This window comes from Actinocorallia aurea (genome assembly GCF_054783995.1).
Map to the genome: position 1 here is coordinate 52732 of NZ_BAAGPQ010000008.1, position 20369 is coordinate 73100.

18 protein-coding genes are annotated in these 20369 nt (G+C 70.9%); 7 read left to right on the forward strand and 11 right to left on the reverse strand.

Annotation, left to right across the window (positions count from 1 at the left end):
* The coding region (locus ACYVOM_RS10430; RefSeq protein ID WP_460303069.1) for a metallophosphoesterase at positions 1 to 916 on the reverse strand (916 nt) is incomplete at its 3' end.
* Positions 917 to 995: 79 nt separating this feature from the next.
* On the opposite strand from ACYVOM_RS10430, the gene ACYVOM_RS10435 reads away from it, so the two are divergent.
* The gene (locus ACYVOM_RS10435) at positions 996 to 1445 is read left to right on the forward strand and encodes a GatB/YqeY domain-containing protein (protein WP_460303070.1); all 450 of its coding nucleotides are present in this window, start codon (positions 996 to 998) and stop codon (positions 1443 to 1445) included.
* A 66-nt stretch (positions 1446 to 1511) separates the two neighbouring features.
* Here the strand turns inward: ACYVOM_RS10435 and ACYVOM_RS10440 are convergent, their stop codons facing one another.
* Both ACYVOM_RS10440 and ACYVOM_RS10445 read right to left on the reverse strand, forming a co-directional pair.
* Entirely contained in the window at positions 1512 to 3806 is a 2295-nt protein-coding gene (locus ACYVOM_RS10440; RefSeq protein WP_460303071.1) for a penicillin-binding protein, read from the reverse strand.
* 54 nt (positions 3807 to 3860) lie between these two features.
* The gene (locus tag ACYVOM_RS10445) at positions 3861 to 6053 is read right to left on the reverse strand and encodes a transglycosylase domain-containing protein (protein ID WP_460303072.1); all 2193 of its coding nucleotides are present in this window, start codon (positions 6051 to 6053) and stop codon (positions 3861 to 3863) included.
* A 254-nt stretch (positions 6054 to 6307) separates the two neighbouring features.
* On the opposite strand from ACYVOM_RS10445, the gene ACYVOM_RS10450 reads away from it, so the two are divergent.
* Positions 6308 to 6616, forward strand: a complete 309-nt coding sequence (locus ACYVOM_RS10450; RefSeq protein WP_123669798.1) for a WhiB family transcriptional regulator — start codon at positions 6308 to 6310, stop codon at positions 6614 to 6616.
* Between the two features lie 57 nt (positions 6617 to 6673).
* Here the strand turns inward: ACYVOM_RS10450 and ACYVOM_RS10455 are convergent, their stop codons facing one another.
* Entirely contained in the window at positions 6674 to 7807 is a 1134-nt protein-coding gene (locus ACYVOM_RS10455) for an ArsA family ATPase (RefSeq protein WP_460303073.1), read from the reverse strand.
* A complete protein-coding gene (locus ACYVOM_RS10460) occupies positions 7804 to 8790 on the reverse strand; it encodes an ArsA-related P-loop ATPase (protein WP_460303074.1) in 987 nt (328 codons plus the stop codon). The genes ACYVOM_RS10455 and ACYVOM_RS10460 overlap by 4 nt, the downstream gene beginning before the upstream one ends.
* Positions 8791 to 8930: 140 nt before the next feature.
* Here ACYVOM_RS10460 and ACYVOM_RS10465 point away from each other — a divergent pair, with 140 nt between their 5' ends.
* Genes ACYVOM_RS10465 through ACYVOM_RS10485 form a run of 5 tightly spaced genes read left to right on the forward strand, consistent with a single transcriptional unit; the run spans position 8931 to position 12230 of the window.
* On the forward strand, positions 8931 to 9839 hold the full coding sequence (locus tag ACYVOM_RS10465; RefSeq protein WP_460303075.1) for a slipin family protein: 909 nt from the start codon (positions 8931 to 8933) through the stop codon (positions 9837 to 9839).
* A gap of 16 nt (positions 9840 to 9855) precedes the next feature.
* Positions 9856 to 10014 carry a DUF4177 domain-containing protein gene (locus tag ACYVOM_RS10470; protein ID WP_123669802.1) on the forward strand — a complete coding sequence of 53 codons (159 nt, stop codon included), beginning with the start codon at positions 9856 to 9858 and terminating at the stop codon, positions 10012 to 10014.
* Positions 10011 to 10469, forward strand: a complete 459-nt coding sequence (locus tag ACYVOM_RS10475) for a RidA family protein (RefSeq protein ID WP_460303076.1) — start codon at positions 10011 to 10013, stop codon at positions 10467 to 10469. The genes ACYVOM_RS10470 and ACYVOM_RS10475 overlap by 4 nt, the downstream gene beginning before the upstream one ends.
* 40 nt (positions 10470 to 10509) lie before the next feature.
* Positions 10510 to 11337, forward strand: a complete 828-nt coding sequence (locus tag ACYVOM_RS10480; protein WP_460303077.1) for an NUDIX hydrolase — start codon at positions 10510 to 10512, stop codon at positions 11335 to 11337.
* Positions 11337 to 12230 carry an MBL fold metallo-hydrolase gene (locus tag ACYVOM_RS10485; RefSeq protein ID WP_460303078.1) on the forward strand — a complete coding sequence of 298 codons (894 nt, stop codon included), beginning with the start codon at positions 11337 to 11339 and terminating at the stop codon, positions 12228 to 12230. Before ACYVOM_RS10480 ends, ACYVOM_RS10485 begins: the two co-directional genes overlap by 1 nt.
* Positions 12231 to 12264: 34 nt before the next feature.
* Here the strand turns inward: ACYVOM_RS10485 and ACYVOM_RS10490 are convergent, their stop codons facing one another.
* From ACYVOM_RS10490 to ACYVOM_RS10515, 6 genes are all read right to left on the reverse strand, one after another.
* Positions 12265 to 12951 carry a Crp/Fnr family transcriptional regulator gene (locus tag ACYVOM_RS10490; protein ID WP_123669805.1) on the reverse strand — a complete coding sequence of 229 codons (687 nt, stop codon included), beginning with the start codon at positions 12949 to 12951 and terminating at the stop codon, positions 12265 to 12267.
* 160 nt (positions 12952 to 13111) lie between these two features.
* Positions 13112 to 17074 (reverse strand): molybdopterin-dependent oxidoreductase, encoded by a 3963-nt coding sequence (locus tag ACYVOM_RS10495; protein WP_460303079.1) that lies wholly within the window; start codon positions 17072 to 17074, stop codon positions 13112 to 13114.
* A gap of 96 nt (positions 17075 to 17170) precedes the next feature.
* Positions 17171 to 18226, reverse strand: coding sequence for an ABC transporter ATP-binding protein (locus ACYVOM_RS10500; RefSeq protein WP_460303080.1), 1056 nt, complete (start codon positions 18224 to 18226; stop codon positions 17171 to 17173).
* Positions 18223 to 19008, reverse strand: a complete 786-nt coding sequence (gene modB / locus ACYVOM_RS10505; RefSeq protein WP_460303081.1) for a molybdate ABC transporter permease subunit — start codon at positions 19006 to 19008, stop codon at positions 18223 to 18225. The genes ACYVOM_RS10500 and modB overlap by 4 nt, the downstream gene beginning before the upstream one ends.
* Positions 19009 to 19109: 101 nt before the next feature.
* The gene (gene modA / locus ACYVOM_RS10510; protein WP_460303082.1) at positions 19110 to 19877 is read right to left on the reverse strand and encodes a molybdate ABC transporter substrate-binding protein; all 768 of its coding nucleotides are present in this window, start codon (positions 19875 to 19877) and stop codon (positions 19110 to 19112) included.
* A 20-nt stretch (positions 19878 to 19897) separates the two neighbouring features.
* Positions 19898 to 20284 carry a TOBE domain-containing protein gene (locus ACYVOM_RS10515; protein WP_460303083.1) on the reverse strand — a complete coding sequence of 129 codons (387 nt, stop codon included), beginning with the start codon at positions 20282 to 20284 and terminating at the stop codon, positions 19898 to 19900.
* Positions 20285 to 20369: the final 85 nt, after the last annotated feature.

Consider the following 20369-nt stretch of genomic DNA (forward strand, 5'->3'; position numbering starts at 1 on the left):
GGGGGGGGGGGGGGGGGGGGGGGGGTGGGGTGAGGGTGAGGAGGGTGGCTTCGGGGGGGCAGCAGAAGCGGAAGGGGGCCGTGGGGGAGGTGCCGAGGCCCGCGGAGACGTTGAGCCAGGAGGCGTTCCAGCGGTGGAGGCCCTTGACGCGGGGGCGGTCGATGCCGCAGTTGGTGGCGAGGGCGCCGTAGAAGGGGACGCAGACCTGGCCGCCGTGGGTGTGGCCCGCGAGGAGGAGACGGTAGCCGTCGGCGGCGAAACGGTCGAGGTTGCGCGGCTCGGGGCTGTGCGTGACGCCGATCGTGAGGTCGGCGCGAGGGTCGACGGGGCCGGCGATGTCGTCGTAGCGGTCGAGCCCGATGTGGGAGTCGTTGATGCCCGCGAACTCGATGTCGAGGTCGGCGACCTTGAGACGGCCCATGTGGTTGTTCAGGTCGAGCCAGCCGGACGCCTTCAGGGCCGCGCCGAGCTCCCGGTACGGGAGGTTGGGTGTGCCGCCGCGCTTCTTGTAGTCCCTCTGTGAGGTGCGCCACAGATAGCGGGTCGGGTTCTTGAACGTCGGCGCGAACATGTCGTTCGAGCCGTAGACGAAGACCCCGGGACGGTCCAGGAGCGGCCCGAGGAGTTCGAGGAACGGGCCGATCGCGTCCGGGTGGGAGATCGAGTCGCCGGTGTTGACGACGAGGTCGGGCTCCAGCGCGTCGAGGGCGCGGACCCAGCGGATCATGCGGGTGCGGCCCGGCGTCAGGTGCGCGTCCGAAAGGTGGAGGACCTTGACGGGGCGGGCTCCGGGCTTGAGGACGGGGACCTCGTGCCGCCGCAACACGAACCAGTTGCGTTCGATCAGCGACGCATAGGCGAAGGTCGCCGCGCCGGCGCCGAGGAGGCCCAGAGGGGCCGCGAGAAGCTTCCGCATCCGTCAATGCTGCCAGACGACGGGCATCGGCGGGATAAAGGGAGTGATCCGCCCAGGTCGGCAGGGCATGATGGTCCACATGTTGAAGGAACAGCTGGAAGCCGATCTCACGACCGCGCTGAAGGCCCATGACGAAGTGCGCAAGCGGACGCTGCGGATGGTGCTGGCCGCCGTGACGAACGAGGAGAAGGCCGGCAAGTCCGAGCGGACGCTGAGCGACGACGAGATCGTCAAGGTGCTGGCGAAGGAGCTCAAGAAGCGCAAGGAGGCCGCGGAGGCCTTCGCGAACGGGGGCCGCGCCGAGCAGGCGCAGGCCGAGCGCGATGAGAGCGCCGTCCTGGAGGAGTACCTGCCGAAGCAGCTCTCCGATGACGAGATCGCCGCGCTCGTGCGCGAGGCGATCACCGAGTCGGGCGCCGAAGGGCCGCGCGCGATGGGCGCCGTCATGAAGGTCGTGAACCCGAAGGTGGCGGGCCGGGCCGACGGCGGCCGGGTCGCCGCCGAGGTGAAGCGCCAGCTCGCCTCCTGACGCCGGAACGCGGACGGCCGCTTCCCCTGGGCGGGGGAGCGGCCGTTCGGCGTCTCAGCGGACTTCTCAGTGGCCTCCGCCGTGCCCGCCGCCTCGGCCCTTGCCCGAGCTGACGTAGATCGTGATCGTGGCTCCGGTCTCGGCGCGGCCGGGGGAGACGCGGGCGACGGTGCCGCGCGGCGCGTTGGAGCGCACTTCCTTCTTCGCGACCCGCACGTTGAACCCGGCGTCGCGCAGGATCGCCTGGGCCTCCCCGACGGGCTTGCCGACGACGTTGGGGACGGGGATCTCCTTGACGTCGCCGAAGTCCTTGACGGGCGCCTTGAAGTCGATCACCTCGACGCCGGAGAGCGCCGCGGTCATGGTGTTGCGCCAGACCGGGCCGGGGATCGTCGCGCCGTAGATGCCGGTGACGGGGTGGGCGTGGCCGCCGCGGAAGTCCCAGTAGGCGGTGGCGGCGGCGAGGTTCGGGGTGTATCCGGCGAAGACGGCGCAGGAGTAGTTCTCGCAGGTGCCGGTCTTCGCGGCGGCGGGCCGGCCGATGCCGAGGCCCTTGCCGGTGCCCTGGGTGAGGACGCCTTCGAGGATCATCGTGGTCGCGTCGGCGACCTGCTGGTCGACGACCTGGTCGCACTTCACCTCGGGCAGCTGCACCGCCTTGCCGTCGGCGTCGACGGCGCTGGTGACCACGTTCGGCGCGCAGTACTTGCCGCGCGCGGCGATCCCGGCGTAGGCGGCGGCGAGGTGGACCATGTCGATCGGGTTGACGCCGAGGACCTGCGAAGGGATGGGCTCCAGCGGCTGCCCGTTGGTGCGGACCATGCCGAACTTGGAGGCCATCTCGGTCGCCTCGCAGACGCCGACCTCCTTCTCCAGGTGGGCGTAGAAGGTGTTGACCGAGTGCCAGGTGCCGTTCTTCATGTTGAACGTGCCGGACTCGGAGTCGCTGGCGTTGCTGACGGTCCAGGAGCCGCCGCCGCTGCGCCCGGTCTCGGACGGGGCGTAGGGGCAGTCCGCGTAGCCGTTGATCGTGGTGGTGGCGGGCGAGGAGTAGGACGTCCGGATGGGCAGGCCCTGGGCGAGGGCCTCCATCAGGGTGAACACCTTGAAGGTCGATCCGGCGTCGACGCCGAAGACCGTGCCGCCGTGGGCCTCGTCGGCGGCGAGGTTGATCGTCGTCTGGCCCTTGCCCGGGCCGTACTTCTTGCTGTTGGCGATCGCGAGGACCTTGCCGGTGCCGGGCTGGACGACGGCTTCGACGTTGACCTTCCACCCGTTCGGCTCGGTGGCGTACTTGACGGCCTCGTCGGCGGCCTTCTGGACCTTGGTGTCGAGCGTGGTGTGGATCTGGTAGCCGCCGCGCAGGAGCTGCTTGCGCGCCTTCTCGCGGAGCTCCGCCTTCTCCTTGTCGTCCTTGGGCTTGGCGTCGCCCATGAAGATGTTGATCATCTCGTTGTAGACGTAGGAGCAGAAGTAGGGGCTGGAGCTCGCCTCGCAGCCGCCCTTGGGCACGAACTCGTTCAGCTTCAGAGGCTGCTCGGCGGCCTCGGCCGCCTCGGCGGGGGTGATGTCGCCGAGCTCCCGCATCCGGACCAGGACGGTGTTGCGCCGTTCCAGTGCGGCCTGGGGGTGCAGGGTCGGGTCGTATCCGTACGGGTTCTTGGTGATGCCGACGAGGGTCGCGGCCTGGATGAGCGTGAGTTTCGCGGCGGTGGTGTTGAAGTAGCGCTTGGCGGCGGCCTGGATGCCGTAGGCGCCCGCGCCGAAGTTGGCGATGTTCAGGTAGTCGCGCAGGATGTCGTCCTTGGACATCGTCTGCTCGAGGTGGAGGGCCAGGCGCAGCTCGCGGAGCTTGCGGTTGACCGTGGCCTCCGTCGCGGCCTGGTAGCCCTCTTCGGTGTCGGCGTTGTTGAGCAGCATGTTCTTGGCGAGCTGCTGCGTCAGCGTCGAGCCGCCCTCGACGGCGCCGCCGCCCGCGGCGTTGCGGGAGAGCGCCCGGATGGTCCCCTTGAGGTCCAGTGCGCCGTGCTCGTAGAAGCGGCCGTCCTCGACCGCGACGATCGCCTTCTTGACGTTGTCGGAGATCTGGTCGAGCTGGACGTTCTCGCGGTACTCGTCGAAGAAGGTCGCGAGGACCTTGCCCTTGGCGTCGTAGACGACGGTCTTCTCGGCGGGCGCCCGGGTGATCTCCGGGAAGTCCATGTCCATGAAGCCGTCGCTGGCCTCGCGGGCCGCGACTCCGGTGCCGCCGATGCCCGGGAGCGCCACGAGCGCGACGAGCACGCCCGCCGCGATGCTCGCCGCGAGGAGCTTGAACAGCGTCACTACGGTCGATTTCCGGGCGTTGGTCGAAGGCAGCACGGGGCTACGGTACCCGGAACGATCGACCATGCCGTCCCATAAGGGGCTTACACCTCATCTCGCGCGTCCATTACTCAGGAAGACGGTGACGGTTCCGCCCCGGGTGATCCGGGCCGAAGGGGACGTGAACGCGACGGCCCCCTTGGGCAGGTGCGACGTTACTGGGCCGCGCGAGACCGTGGTGCGAAACCCTGCCCTGTCGAGTGTCGTGAGCGCGGTGCCGAGGGACATGCCGCGCGTGTCGGGCAGCGGGACGACGGGCCGATGGGCGCGGTGCGCGGCGCTGAGGCTCGCCGACCAGATCTCCGCGGGGATGCCCGCGCCGTACACGCCGCTGACGGGGTGGCGGAAGCCGCCGCGGTAGTCCCAGTAGGCGACGGCCGAGGCGACGTCGCGGGAGATGCCGGCGAAGACCGCGCAGGAGAAGTTCTCGCAGGTGCCGGTCTTTCCCGCCGCGTCCTTGGACGGCTTGTCGATGCCGTGCGCCGTGCCGCGCGGGCCGAGCACGCCGCGCATGATGTCGTAGGTGGTGTCGGCGACCCATGGCGAGACCGCCTTGCGGCAGCTCCGGTCGGGAGTGTCGAGCCGCACGGGCCTGCCGCCGGGGCCGGTCGCCTCGGTGATGGCCACGGGCGGGCAGTACACGCCGTGGTTGGCGATGCCCGCGTAGGCGGCCGACAGGTGGACCATGTCGATCTCGTTGCTGCCGAGCACCTGCGGCGGGACCTCCTGCAGCGGTGTGCCGTCGCCGCGCGTCATCCCGAAGCGCTGCGCCATCTTCACCGCCTTGCAGAGGCCGACCGCTTTCTGGAGCTGTGCGAAGTAGGTGTTCACCGAGCCCCATGTGCCGGTGCGCATGGTGAACTTGCCGGACTGGCTCTCGTGGGAGTTGCCGACGTGCCAGGCGGGCAGCTCGCGGCCCTTGCAGTTCGTGAACCCGCCGATCGTCATGCCGCCCGGGGACGGGAACGAGGTGCGCACCGGCAGCCCCGCGTCGAGCGCGGCGAGCAGGGTGAAGATCTTGAAGGTGGAGCCGGCGGAGACCCCGATGCCGCCTCCGTGCGCCGCGTCGGCGGCGAGGCTGAGCGTCGTCTTGGGCTTGGCGGTGCCGAACTCCTTGGACGTGACGAGCGCCCTGAGCCGGCCGGTGCCCACCTCGACCAGGGCCTCGGCCGCGACCCGGTCGGACGACGCCGACGTCCGCGCGTCGACGGCCTCCTGCACGGCCTCCTGGGTAGGCGCGTCGAAGCCGGTGCGGATGGTGAAGCCGCCGCGCTGGAGGCGGTCCGCGGCCTCCTTGAGCCGCTCCGGCCTGCCCTTGGAAAGGACGCGGATCATCTCCGCGCGCACGTACATGCAGTAGAAGGGCGCCCGGCTCGTCGCGCAGCCTCCCTTGGGCTGGGTGGGGGAGAGCCGGATCTTCCGCACGGTCTCGCGCCACCGCACCGGCTGGCCGATGACGCCGAGTTCGGCCATGCGCGCGAGGACGAGGTCGCGCCGGTCCTTGGCGGCCTTCGGATGCAGCAAGGGGTCGTAAGCGAACGGGTTCTTCGTGATGCCGGCGAGGAGTGCCGCTTCGGGCAGCGTCAATTCCGAGGCAGGCTTGCTGAAGTACCTCTGCGCGGCGGCTTGGACCCCGTAAGCGCCCGCGCCGAAGTAGGCGATGTTCAGGTATCCCTCGAGGATGGAGTCCTTCGACATCGTCTGTTCGAGTTGAAGGGCGTAGCGCAGTTCGCGCACCTTGCGCATGAACGTGGCGGCGGTGACGCGCTGGCGGTCGCGCTTGCTGCGCGCGTTGGAGAGCAGCAGGTTCTTGGCGTACTGCTGGGTGAGGGTGGAGCCGCCTTCCCGCGTCTCGCCGGCCTCGGCGTTGCGGGTGACGGCTCGGAGCACCGCCTTGGTGTCGAGCGCTCCGTGCTCGTAGAAGCGGGAGTCTTCGATGGCGACCATGGCCTGCCGCATCACGGGGGCCACCTGGTCGAGCCGTACCGGGTCGCGGAACTCGTCGAAGAAGGTGGCGATCGGTGTGCCGTCCGCGGCGTACACGACGGACTTCTCCGACGGGAAGCGGGTGATCCGCTCGACGTTCATGTTCTTGAAGTCGTCGGCCGCCTTGCGCACCCCGAGTCCCGCCGCGCCGACCGCCGGCACCAGCAGCAGCGCCACGAGGCCGCCCGCGGTGGCGCTCGCCGCGACGAGCCTGCCCAGCACGCCGGTCCTGCTTTCCCGATCCCCCGATTCGAGCATGTCGATCAAGGTACCCAAGGAGTACCGCGCTACTCGGGTGCTGCGCGGTGAACCGTGCACTGTAGCAGTGACTAGTCATCTGGCGGGTGATGGCCCCAGCGGGCTATATCGAGAATGGGCCCTCTGGGGTCTGTTGAATCGCCCCTCGCTTCCGTAAGTTTCTCCCCACGGCTTTTGTTTTGGCGGCCTGACGTCCGCGCCCGTCTGGCCAAGGAGCCCACAACTACACAAGACCCTAGGGGAGTGGGGCCAAGATGTGGATCACGGATTGGACCGCCCGTGCCGCCTGCCGTAACGCGGACCCGGACGCCCTGTTCGTTCAGGGCGCGGCTCAGAATCGAGCCAAGCTCATCTGCCGGGGCTGCCCGGTGCGAACCGAGTGCCTGGCCGACGCGCTGGACAACAAGATCGAGTTCGGCGTGTGGGGCGGGATGACAGAGCGGGAACGCCGCGCGCTGCTGCGGCGCAAACCCGGCGTCACCTCATGGCGCGAGCTGTTGGAGACGGCGAAGGAAGAGTACGAGCGAACCTCCGACGATTCGGACGAGCTCGTCGCGAGCTGACCTGACAAGAAGACCCGGGTACCTACGTAGGTACCCGGGTCTTCTTCGTCCTAAATGTCAGATCGATCCCTGGCCGGATGTGGCCATCGCCTCGCCGATGACACGCAGCCCGTCGAGGTCGTGCACGTCCTCCGCCTGAGCCGGGACCGTCGTCACCGGGACCGTCGGATTGGCGGCGGCGAAGTGGTCGCGCAGTCGCTCCTGGCGGGCGGCGAGCTGCATCCGCTCGGCGTGCAGCCGCAGCAGCGACGCGGTCAGCGCGTGGTCGCCGCGCTCCGACAGCGTCTCGGCGGCCGCGGCGCTGCGCGCCGACGACAGCGAGTGCGCCGCAGACATCGCCATCCGGTTCACCACGAGCCCGGCCAGCGGCATCCGCTCGGAACTCAGCCGCTCGACGAAGTAGGTCGCCTCGCGCAGCGCGTCGGGTTCGGGCGCGGCGACGACGAGGAACGCGGTGCCGGGCGACTTCAGCAGCTCGTACGTCTTCTCCGCGCGCTCCCGGAAGCCGCCGAAGACCGTGTCGAAGGCGGTGACGAACGTCGAGACGTCCTTGAGGAGCTGGCCGCCGAGGACCTTGGTGACGGCGCCGGTGACCATGCTGAATCCGGCGGTGAACACCTTCATGCCGATCCGCCCACCGGCCTTGGCGGGGGCGAGCAGCAGTTTGATGAACCTGCCGTCGAGGAAGCGGCCCATCCGCTCGGGGGCGTCGAGGAAGTCCAGCGCGTTCCGGGACGGAGGGGTGTCGACGATGATGAGGTCCCAGGCGCCGCTGCGGTGCAGCTGGCCCAGCTTCTCCATCGCCATGTACTCCTGCGTGCCGGAGAACGACGACGACAGGGACTGGTAGAAGGGGTTGGCCAGGATCAGCTTGGCCCTGTCCGGGTCGGAGTGCGCCTCGATGATCTCGTCGAAGGTGCGCTTCATGTCGAGCATCATCGCGTGCAGCTCGCCGTCGCCCTGGACGCCCTGGATCTTGCGCGGGCTGTTGTCGAGTTCCGACAGCCCGAGCGACTGCGCGAGGCGGCGCGCGGGGTCCACGGTGAGCACCACGACGTCGCGGCCGCGTTCGGCCGCGCGCACCCCGAGCGCGGCCGCGGTGGTGGTCTTGCCGACGCCGCCGGCGCCGCAGCACACGATGATGCGGGTGCGCCGGTCGTCGATCAGCGCGTCGATGTCGAGGTTCTTCACGCCGCTCCTTGGTCGCGCAGGGCTTGGGCGAGCTCGTAGAGGCCCGCGAGGTCCATGCCGTCGGGCAGGAAGGGCAGGTCGTAGCGCGGCCGGTGGGTGATCCGAGCCTTCTCGCGCTGCTCCAGCGCGGTGCGCCGGGAGTGCTCGGCGGCCTCCGCGGCGAGGGCCGCGGCGAGCCCAGCGGCGTGCTGCTCCAGCCCGGACGCCTTGAGGCCGCTCGTGACCTCCTCGATGTCGAGGCCGCCTTCGCCCGCGGCGTCCAGGGCCTCGGGCGCGAGGATCGCCGGGCGCTCCATGTTGACGACGACGCCGCCGATCCCGATTCCGGACGCGCCCAGGTCGTGGATGCCGTCCAGCGTCTCCTGGACGGGCATCTCCTCAAGGAGCGTGACGAAGTGGACGCGGGTCTGCGGGGAGCGGATGACGCCCATGACGAGGTCGCCGTGGTTGCGCACCGGGCCGACCTTGGCCAGGTTCGAGACCTCGTCGGAGATGTTGAGGAACTGGGTGATGCGCCCGGTGGGCGGGGCGTCCATGACGACGGCGTCGTACTTGAACTTCCGGCCCTCCCGTCGTCTGACGGACTCGGTGACCTTGCCGGTGAGGATGACGTCGCGCAGGCCGGGGGCGATGGTCGTGACGAAGTCGATGACGCCCAGCTTGGTGAGGGCCTTCCCGGCGCGGCGGAGGTTGTAGAACATCTCCAGGTATTCGATGAGCGCCTCCTCGGTGTCGATGGCCAGGGCGAAGACCTCTCCTCCGCCATGGGCCACCGCGACCTTGCGCTCCTCGTAGGGCAGTGGGGGGACGTCGAAGAGCTGGGCGATGCCCTGTCTGCCCTCGACCTCGACGATCAGCACCTTCTTGCCGCCGGACGCCAGGGCGAGCGCCAGGGCCGCGGCCACGGTCGTCTTGCCCGTGCCGCCCTTGCCCGTGACGATGTGCAGCCGGACGCCGTCCCAATCAGTGTCTTCAACACTCACGTCTTCGAGGTTATCGTCCGGCCCCTGAAGATCATCAGTGCGTCGGTAAGTAATCCCTGATATGCCGCGCGCCGCTTAGGCTGGAACCCGGGGCCCCCGGCCCCCGTCTGATCTGCACCAGATCTTCGCGGAGGTGCGCGATGTCAGCTCTCATCCTTGTCCTCGGTGTTCTGATCTTCCTTCTGCTGGTCGCCGCGGCCACGGGGGTACGCGTGGTCCAGCAGTACGAGCTGGGCATCGTCTTCCGGTTCGGCCGGCTGCTGAGCACCAGCGTGCGGGGCCCCGGCCTGACGCTCATCATCCCGCTCGCCGACCGGCTGCAGAAGGTCAACATGCAGACCGTGGCGATGGGGGTGCCCAGCCAGGACGGCATCACCCAGGACAACGTCACGGTCCAGGTGAACGCGGTCGTGTACTTCCGGGTCATCGACCCGAGCAAGGCGATCGTGAACGTCCAGAACTACGTCTACGCGGTCTCCCAGGTCGCGCAGACCTCGCTGCGGTCGGTCATCGGCAAGGCCGAGATGCAGGAGCTGCTCTCCGAGCGGGACAAGATCAACACCGAGCTGCGGGCGATCATCGAGGAGATGACCGAAGGGCCGTGGGGCGTCCGGATCGAGCGCGTCGAGATCAAGGACGTGTCGCTGCCCGAGGGCATGAAGCGGTCGATGGCCCGCCAGGCCGAGGCCGAGCGCGAGCGCCGCGCCCGGATCATCACCGCGGACGGCGAGTACCAGGCGTCCAAGCGGCTCGCCGCCGCAGCGCACGAGCTGTCCAAGGACCCCGCCTCCCTCCAGCTCCGCCTGCTCCAGACCGTCACCGACGTGGCCGCCGAGAAGAACAGCACGCTGATCATGCCGCTGCCGGTCGAGCTGCTGCGGTTCTTCGACAAGATGGCCCCCGGGGGCGTCGCCGAGCCCGCCGCGGCCCCTGCCGAGCCGATCGAGGAGCCTCCGGCGCTGGAGAGGGCGATCGACGAGCTGCCCAAGGTCGCCGGGCTGCCGGGCGCGGAGGTCGGCGAGGCCGCGCGCCCGGAGGAACGGGAGTGACCTCTACGCTGGTCCCATGACCAAGTGGGAGTACGCGACAGCACCTCTGCTGATCCACGCGACGAAGCAGATTCTCGACAACTGGGGCGCCGACGGGTGGGAGCTCGTCCAGGTCATCCCCGGCCCGCAGGGCGGAGACACCCTGGTGGCCTACTTCAAGCGGCCGCTGCCGTGAGCGCGGTCGCGGAGCGGCTGCACGAGCTGGGCCTGGAACTGCCCGAGGTCGCCAAGCCGCTGGCGGCCTACGTCCCGGCCGTCCGGTCGGGCTCCTACGTCTACACCTCGGGGCAGCTCCCCCTGGTCAAGGGCGAGCTGCCCGAGACCGGGAAGGTCGGCGCGTCCGTCACGCCCGAGCGGGCGGCGGAGCTCGCGGCGACCTGCGCGCTCAACGCGGTCGCGGCTCTGGCCTCCAAGGTGAATCTCGACGACGTCGTGCGGATCGTCAAGGTCGTCGGGTTCGTGGCGAGCGCGCCGGACTTCACCGGCCAGCCCGCGGTCGTCAACGGGGCCAGTGAGCTGCTGGGCAAGCTGTTCGGCGAGGCCGGCGTGCACGCCCGCAGCGCGGTCGGCGTCGCGGTGCTGCCGCTGGACGCGCCGGTCGAGGTGGAGCTGATCGCCGAAGTCAGGTAACGCTTGACTTATCGGTTGCAGAGCGCACAGATTGTCCGGCATGAACGGACTTGAACTTCCCGCCGAGTTCCTGGAGCGCATCCGGGATCTGGAGGCCGGGCGCGTCCAGCCCCCGGTCCTGAAGCACGCGGCCACCGTGCTGCTGCTGCGGGACCGGGCGGACGGCGTTGAGGTCTTCCTGCTCCGGCGGGTCTCCTCGATGGCGTTCGCGCCGGGCGCGTACGTCTTCCCGGGCGGGGGCGTCGACGCCCGCGACGCCGAGTACCACCAGCCCGGCACCGACTTCACGGCCTGGGGCGAGGTGTTCGGCGCGGACGAGGGCACGGCCCGCGCCCTGGTCTGCGCCGCGGTCCGGGAGACGTTCGAGGAGGCGCACGTCCTGCTCGCCGGGCCGTCCCCGGAAAAGATCGTGGAGGACACCGCGCCGTTCGAGGCCGACCGCCTCGCCCTGCTGGACCGGTCCCACTCCCTCGCGGGCTTCCTCGACGCGAACGGCCTCGTCCTGCGGGCCGATCTGCTGCGCCCGTGGGGGCACTGGATCACCCCGATCATCGAGCGCCGCAGGTACGACACCCGCTTCTTCGTGGCGGCGCTGCCCGAGGGCCAGCGGGCCCTGGACGTCAGCACCGAGGCCGACCGGGTCGCCTGGGTGCGGCCGGCTGCGGCGCTGGAGCAGGCGGCCTCGGGCGCGTGGTTCATGCTGCCGCCGACGATCGCGATGCTGAAGAGCCTGATCCCCTACGGGAGCGTCGCGGAGGTGCTCGCGGCCGAGCGCACGTTCGCCGTGCACCAGCCCGACGCGAAGATCATCGACGGGGTTCCGTATCTTGTCCTTCCAGACGAGGCTTCGCACCAATATGGGGCGTGATGGGTATTTCGTGGAGTGAGATCCAGGCGGCGAAGAAGTTCCTCGCCGAACCCTCGGCGGCCCTGGCGATGCTGGGGTCCCGCGGAGGACTCTTCGGCCGCCTGGCGGCCCGGGGGCTGCCCGAGGCGGTCATCGGCGGGACGGACCGGGCTGCGGCGGTCCTCGCGGTCAACCCGTCCCCGATGACGCTCACCGGGACGAACACCTGGATCCTCGCCGAACCCGGGGCGAAGCGGGCCGTCGTCGTCGATCCGGGGCCGAACGACGGGCGGCACCTGCGCGCGGTCCTCGCCGAGCTGCGCGGCCGCGGCCTAGAGGTCGGGGAGATCCTGCTGACGCACGGCCACCACGACCACGCGGCGGGGGCCAAGCGCTTCTCCCGCATGACCGGGGCACCCGTGCGCGCGCTGGACCCCAGGCACAGGCACGGCTCGGAGGGTCTCGCCGAAGGCGACGTCCTAGAAGTGGACGGCCTGGAGTTGCGCGTCTGGGGCACCCCCGGGCACACCGAGGACTCCCTGTCGTTCTGGCTCCCCGCCGAACGGTCCGTCCTGACCGGGGACACGGTCCTCGGCTACGGGACGACGATCGTCACCGACCTGGGCGACTACATGGACTCGCTCCAGCGCATGAGCGACCACGCCGACGAGCACGGCATCGACCGGATCCTGCCGGGGCACGGACCCGTCCTGGAAGAGCCCGCCAAGGCCGTCCAGGCCTATCTGGGGCACCGCAGGGCACGGCTGGAGCAGGTGCGCGCCGCGCTGGAGGCGGGCGCGGGCACCGCCCGCGAGGTCGTGGAGACGGTCTACGCGGACGTGGACAGGAAGCTCTGGCCCGCGGCGGAGTGGTCCGTCCAGGCGCAGATGGACTACCTGGCTTCCGGCCGCTGACCCCCTAGGGGGTGGGAGGAGGGCGGCCGGAGGCTCACTTCGACCGCTTGCGCAGCCTCTCGATGTCGAGGATGACCACGGCGCGGGCCTCGATCCGCAGCCAGCCGCGCGCCGCGAAGTCGGCGAGCGCCTTGTTGACGGTCTCCCGGGAGGCGCCCACCAGCTGGGCCAGCTCCTCCTGGGTGAGGTCGTGGTGCACGTGCAGGCCGTTGTCCGTGGGCTGGCCGAAGCGCTCGGCGAGGTCCAGCAGGGCCTTGGCGACGCGGCCGGGCACGTCGGTGAAGACCAGGTCGGCCATCACCTCGTTGGTGCGCCGCAGCCGCTCCGAGAGGGCCTGGAGCAGGGCGATCCCGACCTCCGGGTGGGCGGTCAGGAACGGGCGCAGCTCGTCGTGGCCGAGCCCGGCCAGGCGGCATTCGGTCACCGCGATCGCGCCGGCCGTGCGGGGCCGGGGATCGAACAGCGACAGCTCGCCGAACATCTCGCCCGGGCCGAGGACGCTGAGCAGGTTCTCGCGGCCGTCCGGGGCCATCCTGGTGAGCTTGATCTTGCCGTCCAGCACGACGTAGAGCCGGTCGCCGGTGTCGCCCTCGTGGAAGAGGCTCTGGCCCCTGGCCAGGCGCACCTCGCTCACATGCTGGCGCAGCGCCTTGGCGCCCGCGTCGTCCAGTGCCTGGAACAGCGGGGCCTTGCTGAGTACTTCGATATCGCGGTCCGACACGCCTTCTCCTCCCGGAACACGCACTTGTATGCCCAGTGTGACGCACCTCGCACCGAGCGAGTGAACGTGGGGTCTTGGCGCGTCCGAGTCCTGACTTTACCGATCCACCGGCCTCGTGCATCAGCCAGTGTCCTTGGCAACAGCTTACTCTCAGGTAACTTCAGTACACGTCTCGTACGTACCTTTTGTCGCTGGCAAGTTTCTTTACATAGCGATCAGCGGCCTCTTTGCCGAGTCCGCCGTGCAGGACCGCGATGCCGCGCAGGGTCGCGTCGACGTCCTTGGCCATGCGCCGGGCGTCCCCGCAGACGTAGAAGTGGGCGCCCTCCTCCAGCCACTCCCACAGCTTCGCGCCGTGCTCGCGCATCCTGTCCTGGACGTAGACCTTGGCCCGTTGGTCGCGGGAGAAGGCGAGGTCGAGGCGGGTGAGGAAGCCGTTGCCGTGCCAGGCCTCCAGGGTCTCGCGGTGGTAGAAGTCCGTCGCCGCGCGCTGCTCCCCGAAGAACAGCCAGTTCCGGCCGGTCGCGCCGCGCGCGGCCCGCTCGTCGAGGAAGCCGAGGAAAGGCGCGACGCCGGTGCCCGGACCGACCATGATCATCGGCGTGGAGGGGTCGGCGGGCGGGCGGAAGTGCGGCGAGCGCTGCACCGCGATCGGGACCTCGGTGCCCGCGGGGGAGTCGGCGAGGAAGGTGGACGCGACGCCCTTCCGGATCCGGCCGAACAGGTTCTCGAAGCGGACCACCGAGACCGTCAGGCGGATCTCGTCGGGGCTGGCGGCCGGACTGGAGGAGATCGAGTAGCTGCGCGGGGCGAGCGGGCGCAGGACCTCGGCCCATTCCTCCGGCGCGGCGTCCACGGGGAACTCGGCGACCACGTCGACGGCCTGGCGGCCCCACGACCACTGGGCCAGCTCGTGCTCGTTGCCGGGGCGCAGGAGCTTCTTCAGGAGCCTGTCGCCCGTGCGGTCGCACAGGAACCTCAGGAGCCCGGGAGTGAGCTTCGTGAGGTCCCTGGAGGCCAGATCCAGGTCGTCGGGCAGCTTGGCCGCCTTGCGCCACTCCTCGACGAGGTCGGGGCAGTTGCGCGGGCGGACGGTGAGGGCGTCGCCCGCCTCGTACGTCAGGCCGGTGCCGGAGATGTCGAAGGCGAACTCGCGGACCTCCTTGGCGGTGCCCGGGAGGCTCAATAGCCGGTTCCCCGTCAAGGGGGCGGTCGTGGGCGCCGCCTTGCGCGGCGCTGCGGGGGCCGAAGCCGCCGGCGAGGCAGGGGAGGCCGCGGCTGCGGCTCCTGGGGACAGGGCCGTGATGACGCCGTCCAGCCACTGCGCGGCGGTCGGCTCGAAGTCCGGCTCGCAGTCGACGCGCGGAGCCAGCCGGACCGCGCCCAGCTCGCCCAGCCGGGCGTCCACCCGGCGTCCGTGGCCGCAGAAGTCGTCGTAGGACGAGTCGCCGAAGGCCAGGACGGAGTAGCGGACCCCGTCCAGCCGGGGCGCCTCGGCCGAGGCGAGGGAGTCCCAGAAGCCCGCGCCGTTGTCCGGGGCGTCTCCGTCGCCGAAGGTGCTGGTGATCACGAGGATCTCCGAAGCCTCCCGCAGCGCGTCTGGCGTCGTGTCGTCCATGTTCACCAGGGGCGCGCTGAGCCCGGCGTCGGCGAGCCGCCGCGCGACGCCCGCCGCGAAGTCCTCGGCGTTGCCCGTCTGCGACGCCCACAGCACCAGGACGGTCCTGGCCGGAGCCGCCGCGGGGGACGGCGTCCCCCGGCTGTACAGGCCCGCGAGCATCCCGTTGATCCACAGGGCCTCGTCGGCCGTGAGGGGAGCCCCGGCGGGCAGCACGGGCACCTCGCCGGGCGCTGGCGGGGAGGTCTTCAGCGCGGCGAGGAAACCGGCGAGGTAGCGGCGGCCCGCCACGTCCAGGACGGGGGGCGGCGGGAGCTCGGTCCCGAGAATGTCGGAGGCGCTCGCTACGGTCTGTCGTGGTGCGAGTTCGGCGGGTCGCGCGGGGGCTTCGGGGCGGGCGGGGGCGGCGACCTTGGTCAGCGCGACGGCGCAGGCCTTGAACTCGGGCTGGAAGGAGAGCGGGTCCACGGCGTCGCTGGTGACGGCGTTGACGCTGAGGTACTCGCCGAACAGGTCGTTCCAGTGGAAGGGGGCGAAGCAGCAGCCGGGCAGCACCCGGTCGGTCACCACGGCGGGCAGCACCGCGCGCCCGCGCCGGGAGGCGACCTCGATCTCGTCTCCGTCGGCGACGCCCAGGGCGGCGGCGTCCTCGGGGTGGATCTCGACGAACGGGCCGGGGTCGAGCTTGTTCAGCTTGGCCACCTTCCCGGTCTTGGTGAGGGTGTGCCACTGGTGCTGGAGGCGGCCGGTGTTGAGCGTGAACGGGTAGTCGTCGTCGGGGAGTTCGGCGGGGTCGAGGTGCGGGCGGGCGTAGAAGACCGCCTTCCCGCTCTGCGTGGGGAAGACGGGGGTTCCGGTGGAGACATAGCGGACGGGGTTGCGGTCGCCGCCTTCGGCGTCGGCGGCGGGCCACTGCACGGGGGTCCGCCTCAGCCGCTCGTAGGTGACGCCGCGCAGGTCCCACTCGGTCACGGGGTTGTGGAAGCGCTTCAGCTCCTCGAAGACCTCTTCGGCGCTGCCGTAGGAGAAGGAGTCGGTGAAGCCCATCTCGCACGCGACGCGGGCGATGATCTGCCAGTCGGGAAGGGCCTGGCCGGGCGGCTCGACGGCCTTGGCGGCGAGCGTGAGGTTCCGCTCGGAGTTGACCATGACCCCGTCTCCCTCGGTCCACAGGGCCGCGGGCAGGACGACGTCGGCGTAGGCGTTGGTCTCGGTCTCGGCGAACGCGTCCTGCGCGACGACGAACTCGGCGGCCTCCAGCCCGGCGATCACCGTCCTGCGGTTGGCCACCGAGGCGACGGGATTGGTGCAGATGATCCAGCAGGCCTTGATCGCGCCCTCGGCCATCCGCTCGAACATCTCCACGGTGCCCTTGCCGACGTCGGTGCGCAGCGTGCCCTCGGGCAGCCCCCACACGTCCTCGGTGAAGGCCCGGTCGGCGGGGGAGACCACTGAGCGCTGGCCGGGCAGCCCGGGGCCCATGTAGCCCATCTCACGGCCGCCCATGGCGTTCGGCTGGCCGGTGAGGGAGAACGGGCCGCTGCCGGGGCGCAGCAGCGCGCCCGTCGCCAGGTGCAGGTTCACCAGCGCGTTGGTGTTCCAGGTGCCGTGCGTCGACTGGTTCAGGCCCATCGTCCAGCACGACATCCAGTTCGGCGCGGTCGCGATCAGGGCCGCCGCCGCGCGCAGGTCGGCCTCGGCGAGCCCGGTGAGCGCCGCGACCTTCGCGGGCGGGTAGTCGGCGAGGAAGGCGGGCATCGCGTCCCAGCCCTCGGTGTGCGCGGCGATGAACGCCTCGTCGGTCGCGCCCGCCTCGACCAGCAGGTGCAGCAGGCAGTTGAGGAACGCGAGATCGGTGCCCGGCTTGATCTGCAGGTACAGATCGGCCTTGGCGGCCGTCGCCGTGCGCCGGGGGTCCACCACGATCAGCTTCGCGCCCTGCTTCACCCGCTCCATCATGCGCAGGTACAGGACCGGGTGGCAGTCGGCCATGTTCGAGCCGATCACCAGGAACAGGTCGGCGTGCTCGAAGTCGGTGTAGGAGCCGGGCGGGCCGTCCGCGCCGAGCGACAGCTTGTAGCCGGTGCCCGCGCTGGCCATGCACAGCCGTGAGTTCGACTCGATCTGGTTGGTCCGCACGAAGCCCTTCGCCAGCTTGTTGGCCAGGTACTGGGCTTCCAGGGACATCTGGCCCGAGACATAGAACGACAGGGCGTCCGGGCCGTGCTCGTCGAGGATCGCGCGGAGCCGTCCGGCGGTCTCGGTGATAGCCGCGTCGGCGTCCGCCGGGCGTGGACCGCCGTCGGTGTGCCGCAGCGCGGTGGTGAGCCTGCCGGGGGCGGCGAGCATGTCCGCGGTGGTGGCCCCCTTGGTGCACAGGCGGCCGAAGTTGGCCGGGTGCGACCTGTCCCCGGACGCCTTGACGACCTTGCCGTCGGCGATCTCCAGGACCATGCCGCAGCCGACACCGCAGTAGGCGCAGACCGTCTTCACACTGGTACTCACCCGTGAACGGTAGGAAGTCCTCGTTACCGTAATGTCACATGACCCTGTAACGCGGGGTTACGTCCGGCACACCGCCGCCTCTCGGCCATGGTGAGGTCATGCCGGATAGGCGTGCGTCTCCGTCGCCTTCACCGCGGCCCACACCGTCGCGCCCGGGCGGAGGTCGAGGTCGGCGACGGCGGCGGGGGTGACGTCCGCGGCGGCGGAGAGAGAGCCGGTGGCGGCGGAGAGGGAGCCGGTGAGGTGCACGCGGACCGTCCCGCCCTGCCGCTCCACACCGTCGATCACGGCCTCCCAGAGGTTGCGGGGGCTGCCGTCCGGACGGGTCCGGTAGAGGGCCACGGCGCTCGGCGCGAAGGCCACGAACACGGGGCCCTCCAGCGGCTCGGCCACGGACAGGAGCAGCCCGTCCACGTCCACCTGGCCTTCCCGGGCCGTCCCCCGGTAGAGGTTCAGGCCGACGAGCCGGGCCACGTAGTCCGTCCGGGGGCGGCGCGCGACCTCCGCGGGCGGCCCCTCCTGGACGAGCCGGCCGCCTTCGATGACGACGATCCGGTCGGCCAGGACCATCGCGTCCAGGGCGTCGTGGGTGACCAGGACCGCGACCCCGCCGAAGTCGGCGAGCCGGGCGCGCAGGTCCGCGCGGATCTCCAACCGCGTGTGCGCGTCGAGCGCGGCGAGCGGCTCGTCGAGGAGGAGCAGCTCGGGCTCGACCGCCAGCGCGCGGGCCAGCGCGACCCTTTGCGCCTGGCCGCCGGACAGCTCCCGGGGCTTGGCCTTCTCATACCCCGTGAGGCCCACCCGGGCGATCAGCCCGCGGGCGCGCTCGCGGGCGGCGGCCGGCCGGACGCCCCGGCTGCGCGGCCCGAACGCGACGTTCTCCAGCACCGACAGGTGCGGGAACAGCAGGTAGTCCTGGAAGACCATCCCGACGGGGCGCCGCTCCACGGGCAGCGGGTCGAGCCGGACGCCGCCGAGGCGGACCTCCCCTTCGTCAAGGTCCACCAGGCCCGCCAGCGCGCGCAGCGCCGTCGTCTTACCAGCGCCGTTGGGGCCGAGAAGGGCGACGACTTCGCCTGCCGGGACGTCCAGGGACAGGTCGAGTCGGAACCCGCCGCGCCGCACCCCGAGCCGGGCGCGCAGCCCGCTCACGGGATCCACTTCTCTCGCAGCGCGCTGAGGATCGCCACGGAGACGGCGAGCAGGACGAGGCTGAGGACGATCGCGGCCTCCGGGTCGGTCTCCAGCGCCAGATAGACGGCGAGCGGCATCGTCTGGGTCTCACCGGGGAAGTTCCCGGCGAAGGTGATGGTCGCCCCGAACTCGCCCAGCGCGCGCGACCAGCACAGCACCCCGCCCGCGAGCACGCCCGGCGCGATCAGCGGCAGCGTCACCCGCCGGAACACCGTCCAGCGCGACGCGCCCAGCGTCGCCGCGGCCTCCTCGAACCGCGGATCGGCGGCGCGCAGCGCGCCCTCCACCGTGATCACCAGGAACGGCAGCGCGACGAACGCCTCGGCGATCACCACCGCCGCTGTGGTGAACGGGAGGGTGATCCCGAACGCCTCGTCCAGATACCTGCCGACGAGGCCGTTGCGGCCCAGCACCAGCAGCAGCGCCACACCGCCGACGACGGGCGGCAGCACCATCGGCACCGTCACCAGCGCCCGCACGAGGCCCCTCGCGCGAAACCGCGTCCTGGCGAGCACCCACGCCAGCGGGACGCCCAGGACCAGGCAGATCGCGGTGGCGAGGGTCGCGGTGAACAGGGAGAGCCGGAGCGCCTCCAGCACGGCGGGTTCGGTGAGGCGCTGCGGAAGGGTCCGCCAGGGGGCGCGGACGAGGAGGCCGACGAGGGGCAGGACCAGGAAGGCGAGGCCGACGGCGGCGGGTAGGGCGAGCATCCAAGGGGTGCGATTTCTACGGGTCTTCATGGGCTGTCACCTCCCTTGGTCTTCATCCCGGGGGCTTTCCGCTCCCTGAGTCTTTCCGTACTTGCGTGCCTTGTGTCGGATCGGCTTGTTCCGGAGCGCCGTTACGGGGTCGTGAAGCCCGCCTTCGTGAAAAGGTCCCTGGCCGGCTGGGAGAGGACCAGGGTGACGAACTCGGCGGCGAGGCCGGCCTCGGGGGCGTCGTTCAGGGCGGCGACGGGGTAGTCGTTGATCGCCTCGTCGGCCTCGGGGAACGCGATGCCCTCGACCTTGTCGCCCGCGGCGAGCACGTCCGTGCGGTAGACGAGCGCCGCGTCGACCTCGCCGAGGGTGACCTTGGTGAGGGTGGCCTTGACGTCCTGTTCGAGGGTGACGGGGGTGATCTTCAGCCCGGCGGCCTCGATCGCCTTCAGCGCGGCGGCCCCGCACGGGACCTGCTCGGCGCACAGCGCGACCTTGACGTCCCTGTTCGCCAGGTCGGTGAAGTCGTCGATCCCGGCCGGGTTGCCCGCGGGCACCACGATCTCCAGCTTGTTGCCGACGAACGTCGTCGGCGCGCCGGCCAGGGAGGCGTCGGTGACGATCTGCATCGTCGCGGGGCTCGCGGAGGCGAACACGTCGGCGGGCGCGCCCTGGGCGATCTGCTGGGCGAGGGTCGCGCTGGAGCCGAAGTTGAACTTGACGGTCACGCCGTCGTGCGCGGCCTCGAAGGACTTGCCGAGCTCGGTGAAGGTCTCGGTGAGGGACGCGGCCGCGAACACCGTCAGCGTCCTGGCCTCGGCGGCGTCGCCGCCCTTGTCGTCGCCTCCGCCGCACGCCGCGGTGAAGGCGAGCAGGACGGGCAGCGCGAGGGCGAGCGCGCGTTTGAACACGGGGTCTCCTTAGGGGGTCGTCACGGCAGCTCCACCACGACGTTCGTGGACTTGATGACGGCGACCGCGACCACCCCGGGCTCCAGCCCCAGGTCGTCGGCGGACTGCCGGCTCATCAGCGAGACGACCCGGAAAGGCCCCGCGGCAAGTTCCACCTGCGCCATGACCGTGTCCCTGCGGACCTCGGTCACGATGCCGCGGAACCGGTTGCGGGCCGACGACCTGTCGCCGGCGCCGCCCGTCTCGGCCTGCGCGCGGGCGAAGGCCGCGAGCGCGGCGCCGGTGACCATGCGGTGCCCGTGGTCGTCGCGTTCGGCGGCGAGCCTGCCCCCGTCGACCCAGCGCCGGACGGTGTCCGAGCTGACGCCGAGCAGTTCCGCCGCCTCGCTGATCCGGAACGTCGTCACAACTCTTCACCCTATCTTTCGCAAATACAAGGATCAAACGGTCATATACCTTGCACCTGCGGGTGATTCAGCTGTGGACTGCCGC

Bases quoted from the DNA above. Each gene is read 5' to 3' on its own strand.
- ACYVOM_RS10435 (WP_460303070.1), top strand. From the start codon at position 996: ATGTTGAAGGAACAGCTGGAAGCCGATCTCACGACCGCGCTGAAGGCC.
- ACYVOM_RS10445 (WP_460303072.1), bottom strand. From the start codon at position 6,053: ATGCTCGAATCGGGGGATCGGGAAAGCAGGACCGGCGTGCTGGGCAGG.
- ACYVOM_RS10450 (WP_123669798.1), top strand. From the start codon at position 6,308: ATGTGGATCACGGATTGGACCGCCCGTGCCGCCTGCCGTAACGCGGAC.
- ACYVOM_RS10465 (WP_460303075.1), top strand. From the start codon at position 8,931: ATGTCAGCTCTCATCCTTGTCCTCGGTGTTCTGATCTTCCTTCTGCTG.
- ACYVOM_RS10470 (WP_123669802.1), top strand. From the start codon at position 9,856: ATGACCAAGTGGGAGTACGCGACAGCACCTCTGCTGATCCACGCGACG.
- ACYVOM_RS10480 (WP_460303077.1), top strand. From the start codon at position 10,510: ATGAACGGACTTGAACTTCCCGCCGAGTTCCTGGAGCGCATCCGGGAT.
- ACYVOM_RS10485 (WP_460303078.1), top strand. From the start codon at position 11,337: ATGGGTATTTCGTGGAGTGAGATCCAGGCGGCGAAGAAGTTCCTCGCC.
- modB (WP_460303081.1), bottom strand. From the start codon at position 19,008: ATGAAGACCCGTAGAAATCGCACCCCTTGGATGCTCGCCCTACCCGCC.